Origin of the sequence: Enterobacter cloacae (genome assembly GCF_013375935.1) — a bacterium.
GTDB classification, from domain to species: Bacteria; Pseudomonadota; Gammaproteobacteria; order Enterobacterales; family Enterobacteriaceae; genus Enterobacter; species Enterobacter pasteurii.
The window spans coordinates 2,090,993-2,105,392 of record NZ_CP056117.1; the positions used below are offsets into that span (position 1 = coordinate 2,090,993).

The 14,400-nt window shown below is 55.8% G+C and carries 18 protein-coding genes; 13 read left to right on the forward strand and 5 right to left on the reverse strand.

The features are described 5' to 3' along the window. Positions 1–15 precede the first annotated feature (15 nt). The 5 genes from ispD to HWQ14_RS09905 are packed head-to-tail and all read left to right on the forward strand — an operon-like array spanning position 16 to position 3,613. Positions 16–726 carry a 2-C-methyl-D-erythritol 4-phosphate cytidylyltransferase gene (ispD, locus tag HWQ14_RS09885; protein WP_176609610.1) on the forward strand — a complete coding sequence of 237 codons (711 nt, stop codon included), beginning with the start codon at positions 16–18 and terminating at the stop codon, positions 724–726. Then, positions 726–1,205, forward strand: coding sequence for a 2-C-methyl-D-erythritol 2,4-cyclodiphosphate synthase (gene ispF, locus HWQ14_RS09890; RefSeq protein WP_176609611.1), 480 nt, complete (start codon positions 726–728; stop codon positions 1,203–1,205). The genes ispD and ispF overlap by 1 nt, the downstream gene beginning before the upstream one ends. After that, a complete protein-coding gene (truD, locus tag HWQ14_RS09895; RefSeq protein ID WP_148421227.1) occupies positions 1,202–2,251 on the forward strand; it encodes a tRNA pseudouridine(13) synthase TruD in 1,050 nt (349 codons plus the stop codon). The genes ispF and truD overlap by 4 nt, the downstream gene beginning before the upstream one ends. After that, positions 2,232–2,993, forward strand: coding sequence for a 5'/3'-nucleotidase SurE (surE, locus tag HWQ14_RS09900; protein WP_148421230.1), 762 nt, complete (start codon positions 2,232–2,234; stop codon positions 2,991–2,993). Before truD ends, surE begins: the two co-directional genes overlap by 20 nt. After that, positions 2,987–3,613: a protein-L-isoaspartate(D-aspartate) O-methyltransferase gene (locus HWQ14_RS09905; protein WP_148421232.1), complete on the forward strand. Its 627-nt coding sequence runs from the start codon at positions 2,987–2,989 to the stop codon at positions 3,611–3,613. The genes surE and HWQ14_RS09905 overlap by 7 nt, the downstream gene beginning before the upstream one ends. A gap of 94 nt (positions 3,614–3,707) precedes the next feature. On the opposite strand, the gene HWQ14_RS23240 is transcribed toward HWQ14_RS09905, so the two are convergent. Beyond that, entirely contained in the window at positions 3,708–3,848 is a 141-nt protein-coding gene (locus HWQ14_RS23240; protein ID WP_245166448.1) for a peptidase, read from the reverse strand. On the opposite strand from HWQ14_RS23240, the gene nlpD reads away from it, so the two are divergent. Together nlpD and rpoS are read left to right on the forward strand one after the other, a co-directional pair. Then, positions 3,781–4,854 (forward strand): murein hydrolase activator NlpD, encoded by a 1,074-nt coding sequence (gene nlpD / locus HWQ14_RS09910; RefSeq protein ID WP_227009715.1) that lies wholly within the window; start codon positions 3,781–3,783, stop codon positions 4,852–4,854. The genes HWQ14_RS23240 and nlpD overlap by 68 nt on opposite strands. A 59-nt stretch (positions 4,855–4,913) precedes the next feature. Continuing rightward, positions 4,914–5,906 carry an RNA polymerase sigma factor RpoS gene (gene rpoS / locus HWQ14_RS09915; RefSeq protein ID WP_176609613.1) on the forward strand — a complete coding sequence of 331 codons (993 nt, stop codon included), beginning with the start codon at positions 4,914–4,916 and terminating at the stop codon, positions 5,904–5,906. Between the two features lie 52 nt (positions 5,907–5,958). On the opposite strand, the gene HWQ14_RS09920 is transcribed toward rpoS, so the two are convergent. Then, on the reverse strand, positions 5,959–6,336 hold the full coding sequence (locus HWQ14_RS09920; RefSeq protein WP_176609614.1) for a DUF4440 domain-containing protein: 378 nt from the start codon (positions 6,334–6,336) through the stop codon (positions 5,959–5,961). After that, entirely contained in the window at positions 6,333–6,749 is a 417-nt protein-coding gene (locus HWQ14_RS09925; RefSeq protein ID WP_148421238.1) for a MarR family winged helix-turn-helix transcriptional regulator, read from the reverse strand. Before HWQ14_RS09925 ends, HWQ14_RS09920 begins: the two co-directional genes overlap by 4 nt. A 172-nt stretch (positions 6,750–6,921) precedes the next feature. Here HWQ14_RS09925 and HWQ14_RS09930 point away from each other — a divergent pair, with 172 nt between their 5' ends. From HWQ14_RS09930 to HWQ14_RS09940, 3 genes are read left to right on the forward strand one after another with little or no spacing between them, the layout of a single operon-like run. Beyond that, positions 6,922–7,524 carry a non-oxidative hydroxyarylic acid decarboxylases subunit B gene (locus HWQ14_RS09930; RefSeq protein ID WP_148421240.1) on the forward strand — a complete coding sequence of 201 codons (603 nt, stop codon included), beginning with the start codon at positions 6,922–6,924 and terminating at the stop codon, positions 7,522–7,524. Continuing rightward, positions 7,514–8,941, forward strand: coding sequence for a non-oxidative hydroxyarylic acid decarboxylases subunit C (locus HWQ14_RS09935; protein WP_176609615.1), 1,428 nt, complete (start codon positions 7,514–7,516; stop codon positions 8,939–8,941). Before HWQ14_RS09930 ends, HWQ14_RS09935 begins: the two co-directional genes overlap by 11 nt. Positions 8,942–8,951: 10 nt before the next feature. Then, positions 8,952–9,173 carry a non-oxidative hydroxyarylic acid decarboxylases subunit D gene (locus HWQ14_RS09940; protein ID WP_148421244.1) on the forward strand — a complete coding sequence of 74 codons (222 nt, stop codon included), beginning with the start codon at positions 8,952–8,954 and terminating at the stop codon, positions 9,171–9,173. A gap of 82 nt (positions 9,174–9,255) precedes the next feature. Here HWQ14_RS09940 and mutS read toward each other — a convergent pair whose 3' ends face one another. Then, positions 9,256–11,817, reverse strand: coding sequence for a DNA mismatch repair protein MutS (gene mutS / locus HWQ14_RS09945; RefSeq protein WP_176609616.1), 2,562 nt, complete (start codon positions 11,815–11,817; stop codon positions 9,256–9,258). 504 nt (positions 11,818–12,321) lie between these two features. Here mutS and HWQ14_RS09950 point away from each other — a divergent pair. Beyond that, entirely contained in the window at positions 12,322–13,146 is an 825-nt protein-coding gene (locus tag HWQ14_RS09950) for a winged helix-turn-helix domain-containing protein (RefSeq protein ID WP_176609617.1), read from the forward strand. Then, complete coding sequence (locus HWQ14_RS09955) at positions 13,146–13,628, forward strand: hypothetical protein (RefSeq protein WP_176609618.1); 483 nt, start codon at positions 13,146–13,148, stop codon at positions 13,626–13,628. Before HWQ14_RS09950 ends, HWQ14_RS09955 begins: the two co-directional genes overlap by 1 nt. Here HWQ14_RS09955 and HWQ14_RS09960 read toward each other — a convergent pair. After that, positions 13,613–13,876 carry a SymE family type I addiction module toxin gene (locus HWQ14_RS09960; protein WP_176609619.1) on the reverse strand — a complete coding sequence of 88 codons (264 nt, stop codon included), beginning with the start codon at positions 13,874–13,876 and terminating at the stop codon, positions 13,613–13,615. The two genes, HWQ14_RS09955 and HWQ14_RS09960, sit on opposite strands and share 16 nt — an antisense overlap. A 174-nt stretch (positions 13,877–14,050) precedes the next feature. On the opposite strand from HWQ14_RS09960, the gene HWQ14_RS09965 reads away from it, so the two are divergent. Further along, a complete protein-coding gene (locus HWQ14_RS09965; protein WP_176609620.1) occupies positions 14,051–14,395 on the forward strand; it encodes a nitrous oxide-stimulated promoter family protein in 345 nt (114 codons plus the stop codon). Positions 14,396–14,400: the final 5 nt, after the last annotated feature.

Genomic DNA, 14,400 nt, shown 5'->3' on the forward strand with positions numbered 1-14,400 from the left:
GCCCAGGATTACGACATGGCAGCAACTTTTTCGGACGTCTGTGCCGTGGTGCCGGCCGCAGGTTTTGGCCGGCGCATGCAGACAGAATGTCCAAAGCAGTATCTCTCAATCGGTGATAAAACGATCCTCGAGCACGCCGTGGCGACGCTGCTGGCGCATTCTCGGGTGAAGCACGTTGTTATTGCCATCAGCCCCGGCGACGTGCGTTTTGCGCAGCTTCCGCTGGCAAACCATCCTCAGATTACGGTTGTTGACGGCGGTACCGAGCGGGCCGACTCCGTCCTGGCGGGCATTCAGGCTGCCGGAAACGCGCAGTGGGTGCTGGTTCACGATGCCGCGCGCCCCTGTCTGCATCATGACGATCTGTCGCGTCTGCTGGCGCTGAGCGAAACCAGCAAAGTGGGCGGCATTCTGGCGGCCCCGGTGCGTGACACCATGAAGCGTGGCGAACCGGGCAAGCCGGCGATCGCGCATACCGTCGAGCGCGTCGATTTATGGCACGCGCTGACGCCACAATTTTTCCCCCGCGAATTACTCCACGACTGCTTAACGCGTGCGCTTAAAGAAGGTGCGACCATTACGGACGAAGCCTCGGCGCTGGAGTATTGCGGTTTTCACCCCGAACTGGTTGAAGGGCGCGCTGATAATATAAAAGTGACGCGCCCGGAAGATTTACGGCTCGCGGAATTTTATCTTACCCGTACGACCCATCAGGAGAAGGCATAATGCGTATTGGACACGGTTTTGATGTACACGCCTTTGGAGGCGAAGGCCCAATTATCATTGGCGGCGTGCGCATTCCTTACGAAAAAGGTCTGCTGGCGCATTCTGATGGCGACGTAGCGCTGCATGCGCTCACCGACGCGCTGCTGGGCGCCGCCGCGCTGGGCGACATCGGCAAGCTGTTCCCGGACACCGATCCCGCTTTTAAGGGCGCGGACAGCCGCGAACTGCTGCGCGAAGCCTGGCGCCGTATTCAGGCCAAAGGCTACACCCTCGGCAACGTTGACGTGACGATTATCGCCCAGGCGCCGAAAATGCTGCCGCATATTCCGCAGATGCGCGTGTTTATCGCCGAAGATCTGGGCTGCCATATGGACGCCGTTAACGTTAAAGCGACCACCACGGAGAAGCTGGGCTTTACCGGCCGCGGTGAAGGCATCGCCTGTGAAGCCGTGGCGCTGCTGGTAAAGGCGGCCAAATGACGGATTTCGACAATCTGACGTACCTGCACGGTAAGCCGCAGGGCAATGGCCTGCTGAAGGCCAGCCCGGAAGATTTCGTGGTGGTGGAAGACCTTGGATTTGAGCCAGACGGCGAAGGCGAGCACATCCTGGTGCGGATCCTGAAAAACGGCTGCAACACCCGATTCGTGGCCGATGCGCTGGCAAAATTCCTCAAAATCCATGCTCGCGAGGTGAGCTTCGCCGGGCAGAAAGATAAGCACGCCGTCACCGAACAGTGGCTCTGCGCCCGCGTGCCCGGCAACGGGATGCCCGATTTAAGCCAGTTTGAGCTTGAGGGCTGTAAGGTGCTGGAGTACGCCCGCCACAAGCGCAAGCTGCGCCTGGGCGCCCTGAAAGGCAACGCGTTTACCCTGGTGCTGCGCGAAGTAACCGACCGCGAAGACGTTGAAAAACGCCTGAAGGCTATCGGTGAACGCGGCGTGCCGAACTACTTTGGCGCGCAGCGCTTCGGCATCGCTGGCAGCAATTTGCAGGGCGCGCTGCGCTGGGCGCAAAGCGATGCGCCGGTGCGCGACAGGAATAAACGCAGTTTTTGGTTGTCGGCGGCCCGCAGCGCGTTGTTTAATCAGATGGTGAGCGAACGGCTGAAAAAACCGGACGCGAATCAAGTTGTTGTCGGCGATGCGCTACAATTAGCGGGACGCGGAAGCTGGTTTGTGGCAACGGCCGAAGAGATGGCCGATGTCCAGTCGCGCGTGGACGCTAAAGCGCTGATGATTACCGCAGCCCTGCCGGGCTCCGGCGACTGGGGAACCCAGGGCGAGGCGCTTGCCGCCGAGCAGTCAGCGGTGGCGGATGCGCCGGAATTACAATCCTTGCTGGTGCGGGAAAAGGTTGAGGCGGCACGCCGTGCGATGCTGCTCTACCCGCAACAGCTGAGCTGGAACTGGTGGGATGACGTAACCGTCGAGTTACGCTTCTGGCTGCCGGCAGGTAGCTTTGCCACCAGTGTTGTCAGGGAACTTATCAACACGTCGGGTGATTATGCGAATATTGCTGAGTAACGATGACGGGATCCACGCGCCAGGTATTCAGACGCTGGCGAAACACCTCCGCGACTTTGCGGACGTGCAGGTCGTGGCTCCCGATCGTAACCGCAGCGGCGCGTCTAACTCATTGACGCTGGAGTCTTCACTTCGCACCTTTACCTTTGAGAATGGCGATATTGCCGTGCAGATGGGGACGCCGACCGACTGCGTATTTCTGGGCGTGAATGCGCTGATGCGCCCGCGACCGGATGTTGTGGTCTCCGGCATCAATGCCGGGCCAAATCTTGGCGATGATGTGATTTACTCCGGTACCGTGGCCGCGGCGATGGAAGGCCGTCACCTGGGGTTCCCGGCGCTGGCGGTCTCGCTAAACGGCCACACGCACTATGACACCGCCGCCGCGGTGACCTGCTCAATTCTCCGCGCGCTTGGCCGCGAGCCGCTGCGTACCGGACGCATCCTCAATATCAACGTGCCGGATCTCCCCCTGAATGAAATTAAGGGGATCCGCGTCACGCGCTGCGGCAGCCGCCATCCCGCCGATCAGGTCATTCCGCAGCAGGATCCGCGGGGCAACACCCTGTACTGGATCGGCCCTCCGGGAGATAAATGCGATGCGGGGCCAGACACTGACTTCGCCGCGGTGGACGAAGGCTACGTTTCCGTTACGCCACTGCACGTGGATTTAACCGCCTATAGCGCGCATGATGTGGTGTCGGACTGGTTAGATCGGGTCGGAGTGAACGCGCAATGGTAAGTAAACGTGTACAAACTCTTCTGGAACAACTACGCGCTCAGGGGATCGCGAATGAGCAGGTGCTGAACGCGCTCGCTCAGGTTCCCCGTGAGAAGTTTGTAGATGAGGCGTTTGAACACAAAGCGTGGGAAAACGTGGCGCTGCCCATCGGGCAAGGCCAGACGATTTCGCAGCCCTACATGGTGGCGCGCATGACGGAGCTTCTGGAGCTAACGCCGGAATCCCGCGTGCTGGAAATTGGCACCGGTTCAGGCTATCAAACCGCGATCCTGGCCCATCTTGTGCACCATGTCTGTTCCGTTGAGCGGATTAAAGGCCTGCAGTGGCAGGCGCGTCGTCGCCTGAAACAGCTTGATTTACATAATGTATCGACACGTCACGGTGATGGATGGCAAGGTTGGCAGGCTCGCGCCCCGTTTGATGCCATCATCGTAACGGCTGCCCCACCTGAAATTCCCGTGGCGCTTCTGTCGCAGCTGGATGAAGGGGGGATCCTTGTTTTGCCCGTGGGGGATGAGCAGCAGCTTTTAAAGCGCGTTCGTCGACGCGGCGGCGAGTTTATTATCGATACCGTAGAAGCCGTGCGCTTTGTGCCCCTGGTTAAGGGCGAACTGGCCTGAGACTCGGATTTTTCCAGGGTTATTAAGGCAAATTCAGCGTATGGTGTGGCGCGATAGGTTCGTGCCATCACGGTTATTTTTAAGTCACTGGTAGTTAACACATTCCTGGGGGATAAATGAGCGCGGGAAGCCCAAAATTCACCATCAGCCGTGTTGCGGCATTATCACTGGTTTCGCTCTGGCTGGCAGGCTGCACAAGTTCTAATAACGCGCCTGCGCCCGTCAGTTCCGTCAATGGAACCAGCGGCTCGGGTAACACGTCCAGCGGAATGTTGATCACGCCTCCGCCTAAAATGGGGACGTCGGCGGCGCAGCAAACACCACAGATCCAGCCAGTTCAGCGTCCGGTCACGCAGCCTACACAGATTCAGCCAGTGGAACAGCCTGTTCAGACCGAAAATGGCCGCATAGTGTATAACCGCAAGTATGGGAACATTCCGAAAGGTAGCTATACCGGCGGCAGCACCTATACCGTGAAGCGCGGCGATACGCTGTTCTATATCGCCTGGATCACCGGGAACGATTTCCGCGATCTGGCACAGCGAAACAACGTCCAGGCCCCGTATGCTCTGGAAGTCGGGCAAACGCTTCAGGTTGGCAACGCAACGGGTACACCGCTCACGCCAGGGAACACCGTTTCGGCCGCTGACGTGACCGCGCAAAATAACAGCGTTACTCCTGCACAAAAAACCACCACGGCAGTTGCTTCACAACCTGTAATTACGTATTCTGAGGATTCAGGTGATCAGACTGCTAACAAAATGTTGCCGAATAATAAAGGTACTGCGACTGTTGTCACAGCACCGACTACGGCACCTGTGGTTAGCTCTACTGTACCGACTGCAAGCAGTCAGAATGCCAGCTCGTCAATCAACACCTGGCGCTGGCCAACTGACGGCAAGATTATCGAGAACTTCGCTACCTCTGAGGGTGGGAACAAAGGGATCGATATCGCAGGCAGTAAAGGACAGGCAATCATCGCGACCGCTGACGGACGCGTTGTCTATGCCGGTAACGCACTGCGCGGTTACGGTAATCTTATTATCATCAAACATAATGATGATTACCTGAGTGCCTACGCCCATAACGACACGATGCTGGTCCGGGAACAACAAGAAGTTAAGGCGGGGCAAAAAATCGCTACCATGGGTAGCACCGGAACCAGTTCTACACGCTTGCATTTTGAAATTCGTTACAAGGGGAAATCCGTAAACCCGCTGCAGTATTTACCGCAGCGATAAATTGACGGGGCATGCCAGCCAGGGTGTCTCGTTCAGGGATCACGGGTAGGAGCCACCTTATGAGTCAGAATACGCTGAAAGTTCATGATTTAAATGAAGACGCGGAATTTGATGAGAACGGAGCAGAGGCTTTTGACGAAAAAGCCTTAGTAGAAGAGGAACCCAGTGATAACGATTTAGCTGAAGAAGAGCTGTTATCGCAGGGTGCCACACAGCGTGTGCTGGACGCGACTCAGCTTTACCTTGGGGAGATTGGTTACTCCCCACTGCTAACGGCCGAAGAAGAAGTCTATTTCGCACGTCGTGCTTTGCGTGGTGATGTTGCCTCGCGTCGTCGCATGATCGAAAGTAACCTGCGACTGGTCGTGAAAATTGCCCGCCGTTACGGCAATCGTGGTCTGGCTCTGCTGGATCTGATTGAAGAGGGCAACTTAGGTCTCATCCGCGCAGTTGAGAAGTTTGACCCGGAACGCGGGTTCCGTTTCTCAACCTACGCGACCTGGTGGATTCGTCAGACCATCGAACGGGCAATTATGAACCAGACCCGTACGATTCGACTGCCGATTCACATCATCAAAGAGTTGAATGTTTATCTGCGTACCGCGCGCGAGTTGTCCCATAAGCTGGACCACGAGCCAAGCGCGGAAGAGATTGCAGAGCAACTCGACAAACCGGTTGATGACGTAAGCCGCATGCTGCGTCTCAACGAGCGCATTACCTCCGTTGACACCCCGCTGGGTGGCGACTCCGAAAAAGCGCTGCTGGACATCCTGGCCGATGAAAAAGACAACGGCCCGGAAGACACCACGCAGGACGATGACATGAAACAGAGCATCGTCAAATGGCTGTTCGAACTGAACGCCAAACAGCGTGAAGTGCTGGCACGTCGTTTCGGTTTACTGGGGTATGAAGCTGCGACACTGGAAGACGTCGGCCGCGAAATTGGCCTGACCCGTGAACGTGTTCGTCAGATTCAGGTAGAAGGTCTGCGTCGCCTGCGTGAAATTTTGCAGGGGCAAGGTCTGAATATCGAAGCGCTGTTCCGCGAATAAGCAACCTTTCGTCAAAAAAGGCCCGTCGTGAGACGGGCCTTTTTCTTATGCGCTACGGCTGCGCCGTTTCATGCAGCAGACGCCAGGTTATCACCGCGCCTTCCTGATTAAGCACGGCGGTTGACCAGCGCACGTTTACCGGCTGATCCGGGCGGGTCTGCGTTTCACGGTAATGAAGTACCGCGCCGTTGTCCCAGGTTTGTCGCGTGGTAAGCTCGTCAATCACGATCTTCAGGCCGGGGCGGCTACCGCCCTGGCTCGTAAAGAAAGCCGTCAGCCCCGCGTAGTCCAGGTGAGCGCCGCCTGGGGTAACCATTAAAAAATCCTGCCGGAAACGGGCAAGCAGGGCGTCATAATCCCCTTCGCTGCGGCTTAACCAGCTTTCTATTGCGACGTGCGCGTCGATAATCTCTTTCTCAAAGTGGGTCACGGTTTCTCCTTCGTCATCATTTTGCCGATCAGGGCCGCAAACTGCTTGCGTTCATCAGCCGTCAGCCGTCCCAGGAACGCTTCATCCACGCCGTAACTTACCGGTTGGGAGCGTTCAAGCAGCGCCTCGCCTTCAGGGGTCAGAAAGACAAACCGGCGGCGTTTGTCCGCGGGATCGTGCTCGCGTTTTACCAGCCCACGCTTCTCCATGCGGCTAAGCATTTCCGCCAGCGTCGCTTTCGTGCTGACCGCCACTTCGGTTAACGCCACCTGTTCAATGCCCGGGTGCTCGGCAATTGAGCGCATAACCGCGTACTGCGGCTTGGTCAGCTCCGGTAAGGCATGCTGCCACTGCGCGGTATGCTGTTGAAAAAGCTGACGTAACAGGTGAAACGCTTCTTGTCTCAGTTCCATGAACGCTCCGGTGGAAAAATTCTCCCTCTATGATAGCCCCTATTGCGCTGGATTATAACGCGGCGATTTTTAGCAATTAGTGTGATCGTGTACGAACAATCTTGTCAGAAAAACGTTGGGGGAGTACTTTAATGATAATGTTCGTGTACGAACAAATTCATTGAGGTGCTGAATGCGATTAATAGTGGGAATGACGGGGGCGACGGGCGCGCCGCTGGGCGTGGCGTTGCTGCAGGCGCTGCGGGAAATGCCGGAGGTCGAAACCCATCTGGTGATGTCGAAGTGGGCAAAAACAACCATTGAGCTGGAAACGCCGTTTACCGCGCAGGATGTTGCTGCCCTGGCAGACGTTGTCCACAGCCCGGCCGATCAGGCTGCCACCATTTCTTCCGGCTCGTTTCGCACCGACGGCATGATCGTTATCCCGTGCAGCATGAAAACGCTGGCGGGGATCCGCGCGGGCTATGCCGAAGGGCTGGTAGGCCGTGCGGCAGACGTTGTGCTGAAAGAGGGACGCAGGCTGGTGCTGGTTCCCCGCGAAACGCCGCTTAGCACTATTCATCTGGAGAATATGCTCGCGCTTTCCCGCATGGGCGTGGCGATGGTGCCGCCCATGCCTGCCTATTACAACCACCCGCAAACCGCTGATGACATCACCCAGCACATCGTGACCCGCGTTCTGGACCAGTTTGGTCTGGAACACAAAAAGGCGCGCCGCTGGAACGGTCTGCGGGAGGCAAAACATTTTTCACAGGAGAATCACGATGGCATTTGATGATTTGAGAAGCTTTCTGCAGGCCCTCGACGCGCAAGGGCAACTGCTGAAAATTGAGGAACAGGTGAACGCCGAGCCGGATCTGGCGGCAGCCGCCAACGCGACCGGACGCATTGGCGACGGGGCTCCCGCGCTGTGGTTTGACAATATCCGCGGGTTCACCGATGCCCGGGTAGTGATGAATACCATCGGCTCCTGGCAAAACCACGCCATCTCTCTGGGGCTGCCCCCAAACACGCCGGTGAAAAAGCAGATTGATGAATTTATCCAGCGCTGGGATAAATTCCCCGTTACGCCTGAGCGGCGCGCGAATCCGGCATGGGCGGAAAATACGGTGGACGGTGAAGATATCAACCTGTTCGATATTTTACCCCTGTTCCGTCTGAACGACGGCGACGGCGGTTTTTATCTCGATAAAGCGTGCGTTGTCTCGCGCGATCCGCTCGACCCGGATAACTTCGGCAAGCAGAACGTCGGGATCTACCGCATGGAAGTGAAGGGCAAGCGCAAGCTCGGCCTGCAGCCGGTGCCGATGCACGATATCGCGCTGCATCTGCACAAGGCGGAAGAACGGGGCGAAGATCTGCCCATTGCCATTACCCTGGGTAACGATCCGATCATCACCCTGATGGGCGCCACGCCGCTGAAATACGATCAGTCCGAGTACGAAATGGCCGGCGCGTTACGCCAAAGCCCGTATCCGATTGCCACCGCGCCGCTCACCGGGTTCGACGTGCCGTGGGGGTCGGAAGTGATCCTGGAAGGAGTGATTGAGAGCAGAAAACGTGAAATTGAAGGGCCGTTCGGCGAGTTTACCGGGCACTATTCTGGTGGACGCAACATGACGGTCGTGCGCATTGATAAAGTCTCCTATCGCACCAAACCCATTTTCGAATCTCTCTACCTGGGGATGCCGTGGACCGAGATTGACTATCTGATGGGGCCGGCCACCTGCGTGCCGCTCTACCAGCAGCTGAAGGCGGAATTCCCGGAAGTGCAGGCGGTGAACGCCATGTACACCCACGGGCTGCTGGCGATCATCTCCACTAAAAAGCGTTACGGCGGGTTTGCCCGCGCCGTCGGGTTACGCGCCATGACCACCCCACACGGCCTGGGCTACGTGAAAATGGTGATCATGGTGGATGAAGATGTCGATCCGTTCAACCTGCCGCAGGTGATGTGGGCGCTGTCATCGAAGGTGAACCCGGCAGGGGATCTGGTGCAGTTGCCGAACATGTCGGTGCTGGAGCTTGACCCCGGATCCAGCCCGGCGGGGATCACTGACAAACTGATCGTTGATGCCACCACGCCCGTTGCCCCGGACAACCGTGGCCACTACAGCCAGCCGGTACAGGATCTCCCTGAAACCAAAGCCTGGGCCGAGAAGCTGACCGCGATGCTGGCGGCACGTCAATAAGGAGGAAAAGATGATTTGTCCACGTTGTGCCGATGAGCATATTGAAGTGATGGCAACATCACCGGTGAAGGGTGTCTGGACGGTATACCAGTGCCAGCACTGTCTTTATACCTGGCGCGATACCGAGCCGCTGCGCCGCACCAGCCGGGAGCACTATCCCGAAGCGTTCCGCATGACGCAGAAGGATATTGACGAGGCGCCGCAGGTGCCAACGGTTCCACCGTTGCTATAAGCAAAACGGCAACTTACGTTGCCGTTTTCGTGCTTACACCCTCTTCCGTGGAAGAGGGATGGGTAATGGCGTCAGCGGAGCCTTAAACCAGGCTCTTCAGCCGATAAATCCACTCCAGCGCCTGGCGCGGGGTGAGTGAATCCGGATCGAGGTTCTCCAGCGCTTCAACGGCCGGAGAGGTCTCTTCTGGCTGCGCCAGCAGCGACATCTGCGTGCCATCGATCTGCGTTGCCGCCGCATTCGGTGACAAGCTTTCCAGCTCGCGCAGCTTCTGACGCGCGCGTTTAATAACCTCTTTCGGCACGCCCGCCAGCGCGGCAACGGCCAGACCATAACTCTTGCTTGCCGCACCGTCCTGCACCGTGTGCATAAAGGCAATCGTATCGCCGTGCTCCAGCGCATCAAGGTGGACGTTAGCCACGCCTTCCATTTTCTCCGGAAGCTGCGTCAGTTCGAAGTAGTGGGTGGCGAAGAGGGTCAACGCTTTGATCTTATTCGCCAGACTTTCCGCACAGGCCCAGGCCAGAGACAGGCCGTCATAGGTGGAGGTACCGCGTCCCACTTCGTCCATCAGCACCAGGCTGTTCTCTGTCGCGTTATGCAGGATGTTGGCGGTTTCGGTCATCTCCACCATAAAGGTTGAGCGACCGCTTGCCAGATCGTCCGCCGCCCCCACGCGGGTGAAGATACGATCGATTGGCCTAATCTCCACCTTCTGTGCCGGAACGTAGCTGCCGATATAGGCGAGCAGGGCGATAAGCGCCGTCTGGCGCATATAGGTACTTTTACCGCCCATGTTAGGGCCGGTAATGATCAGCATTCTTCGCTGCGGTGAAAGGTTAAGCGGATTGGCAATGAACGGTTCATCCAGTACCTGTTCAACCACCGGGTGTCGGCCTTCGGTAATGCGAATCCCGGGTTTGTCGGTAAAGGTCGGACAGGCGTAATTCAGCGTCTCGGCGCGTTCGGCCAGGTTCACCAGAACATCCAGCTCCGCCAGCGCGGCGGCACTAAGCTGCAGGTCCGCCAGGTGCGGCATCAGCATGTCGAACAGCTCGTCATACAGCTGTTTTTCCAGCGCCAGCGCTTTCCCTTTCGAGGTAAGCACTTTGTCCTCGTACTCTTTCAGTTCGGGGATAATGTAGCGCTCGGCATTTTTCAGCGTCTGGCGACGAACGTAGTGAATAGGCGCCAGGTGGCTCTGCCCGCGGCTGATTTGAATATAGTAGCCGTGCACCGCGTTATAGCCCACCTTCAGGGTGTCGAGCCCCAGACGCTCACGTTCGCGGATTTCCAGCTTATCCAGATAGTCCGTTGCGCCATCGGCCAGCGCGCGCCATTCGTCCAGCTCTTCGTTGTAGCCCGGAGCGATGACGCCGCCATCGCGTACCAGAACCGGAGGCGCGTCTATGATAGCGCGTTCAAGCAGTTCGCGAAGCTCGGTAAACTCGCCCATCGTCTCGCGCAGCTTCTGCACCGGCGCGCTGTCGACCTCGCCCAGCTGAGCGCGCAGTTCCGGCAGCTGCTGGAAAGCGTGGCGCATACGGGCCAGATCGCGCGGGCGCGCGGTGCGCAGCGCCAGGCGCGCCAGGATACGCTCAAGATCGCCCACCTGGCGCAGCACCGGCTGCAGCTCGGTATAACGATCCTGTAAAGCGGCGATGGTTTGCTGACGGCTGATAAGCGTTTCGGTATTGCGAACCGGCATATGCAGCCAGCGCTTGAGCATACGGCTGCCCATCGGGGTAACCGTGCTGTCGAGAACCGACGCCAGCGTGTTTTCCACGCCGCCAGCGAGGTTTTGCGTGATCTCAAGGTTACGGCGCGTGGCGGCATCCATGATGATGCTGTCCTGCTGGCGCTCCATGGTAATCGAACGGATATGGGGCAGGGCGGTACGCTGCGTATCTTTGACATACTGCAACAGGCAGCCCGCCGCACACAGCCCGCGCGGCGCGTTTTCTACGCCAAAGCCAATCAGGTCCCGCGTGCCGAATTGCAGGTTCAGCTGCTGGCGCGCGGTATCAATTTCGAACTCCCACAGCGGACGGCGGCGCAGGCCGCGGCGGCCTTCAATCAGAGCCATTTCCGCGAAATCCTCGGCATATAGCAGCTCTGCCGGGTTGGTGCGCTGAAGTTCGGCCGCCATGGTCTCACGGTCGGCAGGTTCACTCAGGCGAAAACGACCGGAGCTGATGTCCAGCGTGGCGTAGCCAAAGCCTTTACCATCCTGCCAGAGCGCCGCCAGCAGGTTATCCTGGCGCTCCTGCAACAGGGCTTCATCGCTGATGGTACCCGGCGTGACGATGCGCACCACTTTGCGCTCGACCGGCCCTTTCGAGGTCGCCGGGTCGCCAATTTGTTCGCAGATAGCGACGGACTCGCCCTGGTTAACCAGCTTCGCCAGGTAGTTTTCAACCGCGTGATGCGGAATGCCCGCCATGGGTATCGGCTCGCCTGCCGACGCACCGCGTTTCGTCAGGGAAATGTCGAGCAGCTGAGACGCACGTTTCGCATCGTCATAAAACAGCTCGTAAAAATCGCCCATGCGGTAAAAGAGCAGGATTTCCGGATGCTGCGCTTTCAGCTTCAGGTACTGCTGCATCATTGGCGTGTGGGCGTCGAAATTCTCAAGTGTGCTCATAAAATCCTGGTGTCCATGTTCTTAAATTTCAATGAGTTGTATTTTTTGTTGTCTGGTTACATATCCGCTCATTGGAACTCATGAATCCTGCGTTTCATTCATCGATGTATGGCGACCATGATAACGAAGTCTGTATGGCAGGAAAACAGCAGGGAAGGGCTCATTCTGTAAAATGCGTACCTCATTCCATCCTTGTAGCTAATCCGGCACTCAAGGTGCTGTCGCGCTGTACAGCGTTAATCCACGCATACATCGCATTTAGCGTCCGTTTCTCGTTATTACGTTCATCCCGCGGGTGAATATACTTTAAAAAGAGACCCGACTATTAAATATTGCGATTTACTGTAAATCAGGTCCTTATCCGCGTCATTAATGTTCTGTCGGGAACAGGTAAATGCGGAAGGAAAAAGTGATAACCCCCTGCTTTGACAAGGGTTGACTGCAGAGTATAATTACACTTCACCCCGGCAGTTAACAATTCTGTTTATCGTAAGCGAGCGGCATATGTTCTGGATAATTAACGATAAAATTAAATTTTGTCCAGAGAGAAATTTGCTGATTTCGTTGACCCGTCCTGACTTAAATGTAATTCTGACAACCCCTGCCAGCCGTTGTCTTAACCTTCTTTTAGAATCATTTCCAGAAGTCGTTACGCAGAAATACTTCTTTGATAAAGTCTGGGGCGAGGACGGCATGCTGGTTCCGGCAAATACGCTTTATCAGAATATCTCTATAATTCGACGCGGGCTCCGGACCACAGGAGAGACGGACGATACGCTGGTGGCGACGGTGCCGAGAAAAGGATTCCAGATAGAGAAAAATGTCAGGGTAACCCGCGTTGACACGGACTGTGTTGATGACGGAAAAAAAGCGGCAGCGACGATAGTGGAAACCTCTCCGGTTGAAACAAAGGATAAACCTGTCGAAAATATTTCCGTTATGCCGGGTGGAAAGAAAAAACAGCGTCAATTACGCCAGTATATTTTCCCGACAGCTTTAATGGTAATCGCGTTTTGCGCCGGTTTCTTTGCGTTTCAATACCTTTTACATGATAACCCGGAAAAAGATTTTTTCAGGGATTATCCAATTACTCTTACACAGAACGGCTGTCATTTTTCATCGCAAAACGATGATATTCGTGGCGTCGGCAACTTCAGGCGATTTATAAAAATCATTTTAGACACGGGGCTTGATTGTAAAAAATATCCGTGGGTCTATTTTTCCTCATCCAGCCATGCTCCGGCGCTTTCCGTTCTTGCTTGCAGAAAACCCTTTGAAATAAAAGCAAATGCCGGATGTATTTCGCTCTATTTTAGAGGACATCTCTGATGACCAAAAAGGCAACCGTTCTGTTGTTTCTGGTATTCTTCCTCGCTGGCGCACTGGCCGCATGGCTATACCGTCTACACCAGCAAAACAGTGAAAATACGGAGGCCTGTTCAGCGTCAATCGTCGTCTATCATGAGGATGTTCGTGCTAACCTGACGATGGACTTCATGTACACGATGAAGAAGCAGACTGGCGTCATTGCGCTAAGCGGAGCCTATTATAAAAATGACAAGCTTGCTGGCGTTATCCGCAGAGATGTCTCCTATGTATGGACAGAAAATAAAGACTCATTCCATTTTACATCGGTAAATATACATGACATTAATGGTCAGCAAACCGCGCCAAATGAGATTATGAATGAAATTCTCCCTGACTTCTTTCTGTATCCAAAGAAAAACCTGAATTATTCCATTACGCAGCAGGGGCCCCGTGGGTTTATGTTTTCTGTCGGAAAACGCCCTATTTTTTACTGCTCTCGCTGAACGACATGGCCGGGATGTCCATCATCCGACTCTTTAATGAGTTCGATAATTATCTTACCCGGCCCGACCTCCACCCGAACCTGCGAATGGGTTAAAAAGCCTGCTTTTTCGAGCCAGTCCCCTTTCAGATTCAGGGCTGCGTGTACGCTGTAACGCGTTGGGATCTTGGTTTTACGATCTTCATGACGCTTTCTGAAATAACCCACTTTTAAGTGGCGATACGGTTTGGTGATAGCCATTCCTTGCATAGATCCTCCGGTAACTGTTGGCAACGTGTGTTCAGACTGCCTGTATAAAATAACAGTAAAAACGCGTCAGGAAAGAGCGAAGACTGGAAGGCGCCTTCAGAAAACAGAATGCAACGACTGAAATCCCATTCTTAAAATGGTATTCTGAATGCGTGTTATTGAGGGGGGATGAAAATGGCGGGGAAACGCATTGCGCGCGAAAAAGAGACGATCGCGAAAATGATCGCCCTGTATGAAAAAAACTGTCTGCAGGCGGTAAAGGATGAGGGCCATTATCAGGCGCTGAATGCCTATGCGGATAAGCGCCTGGATAAATGCGTCTTTGGTGAGGAAAAACCCGCCTGCAAACAGTGCCCGGTGCACTGCTATCAGCCCGCCAGACGTGAGGAGATGAAGCAGGTGATGCGCTGGGCGGGGCCACGAATGCTATGGCGTCATCCGATTCTGACTCTTCGCCACCTTATTGACGATCGCCGTCCGGTTCCGGAACTGCCTGAAAAGTATCGACCCAAAAAATAGGCGCT

Excerpts from the sequence above, each read along its gene's own strand:
- HWQ14_RS09940 (WP_148421244.1), top strand. The coding sequence starts at position 8,952 with ATGATTTGTCCACGTTGTGCCGATGAGCATATTGAAGTGATGGCAACA.
- surE (WP_148421230.1), top strand. The coding sequence starts at position 2,232 with ATGCGAATATTGCTGAGTAACGATGACGGGATCCACGCGCCAGGTATT.
- HWQ14_RS09950 (WP_176609617.1), top strand. The coding sequence starts at position 12,322 with ATGTTCTGGATAATTAACGATAAAATTAAATTTTGTCCAGAGAGAAAT.
- HWQ14_RS09955 (WP_176609618.1), top strand. The coding sequence starts at position 13,146 with ATGACCAAAAAGGCAACCGTTCTGTTGTTTCTGGTATTCTTCCTCGCT.
- ispF (WP_176609611.1), top strand. The coding sequence starts at position 726 with ATGCGTATTGGACACGGTTTTGATGTACACGCCTTTGGAGGCGAAGGC.
- ispD (WP_176609610.1), top strand. The coding sequence starts at position 16 with ATGGCAGCAACTTTTTCGGACGTCTGTGCCGTGGTGCCGGCCGCAGGT.
- HWQ14_RS09965 (WP_176609620.1), top strand. The coding sequence starts at position 14,051 with ATGGCGGGGAAACGCATTGCGCGCGAAAAAGAGACGATCGCGAAAATG.
- rpoS (WP_176609613.1), top strand. The coding sequence starts at position 4,914 with ATGAGTCAGAATACGCTGAAAGTTCATGATTTAAATGAAGACGCGGAA.
- HWQ14_RS09960 (WP_176609619.1), bottom strand. The coding sequence starts at position 13,876 with ATGCAAGGAATGGCTATCACCAAACCGTATCGCCACTTAAAAGTGGGT.
- HWQ14_RS09930 (WP_148421240.1), top strand. The coding sequence starts at position 6,922 with ATGCGATTAATAGTGGGAATGACGGGGGCGACGGGCGCGCCGCTGGGC.
- mutS (WP_176609616.1), bottom strand. The coding sequence starts at position 11,817 with ATGAGCACACTTGAGAATTTCGACGCCCACACGCCAATGATGCAGCAG.
- HWQ14_RS09925 (WP_148421238.1), bottom strand. The coding sequence starts at position 6,749 with ATGGAACTGAGACAAGAAGCGTTTCACCTGTTACGTCAGCTTTTTCAA.
- HWQ14_RS09905 (WP_148421232.1), top strand. The coding sequence starts at position 2,987 with ATGGTAAGTAAACGTGTACAAACTCTTCTGGAACAACTACGCGCTCAG.
- HWQ14_RS09935 (WP_176609615.1), top strand. The coding sequence starts at position 7,514 with ATGGCATTTGATGATTTGAGAAGCTTTCTGCAGGCCCTCGACGCGCAA.
- truD (WP_148421227.1), top strand. The coding sequence starts at position 1,202 with ATGACGGATTTCGACAATCTGACGTACCTGCACGGTAAGCCGCAGGGC.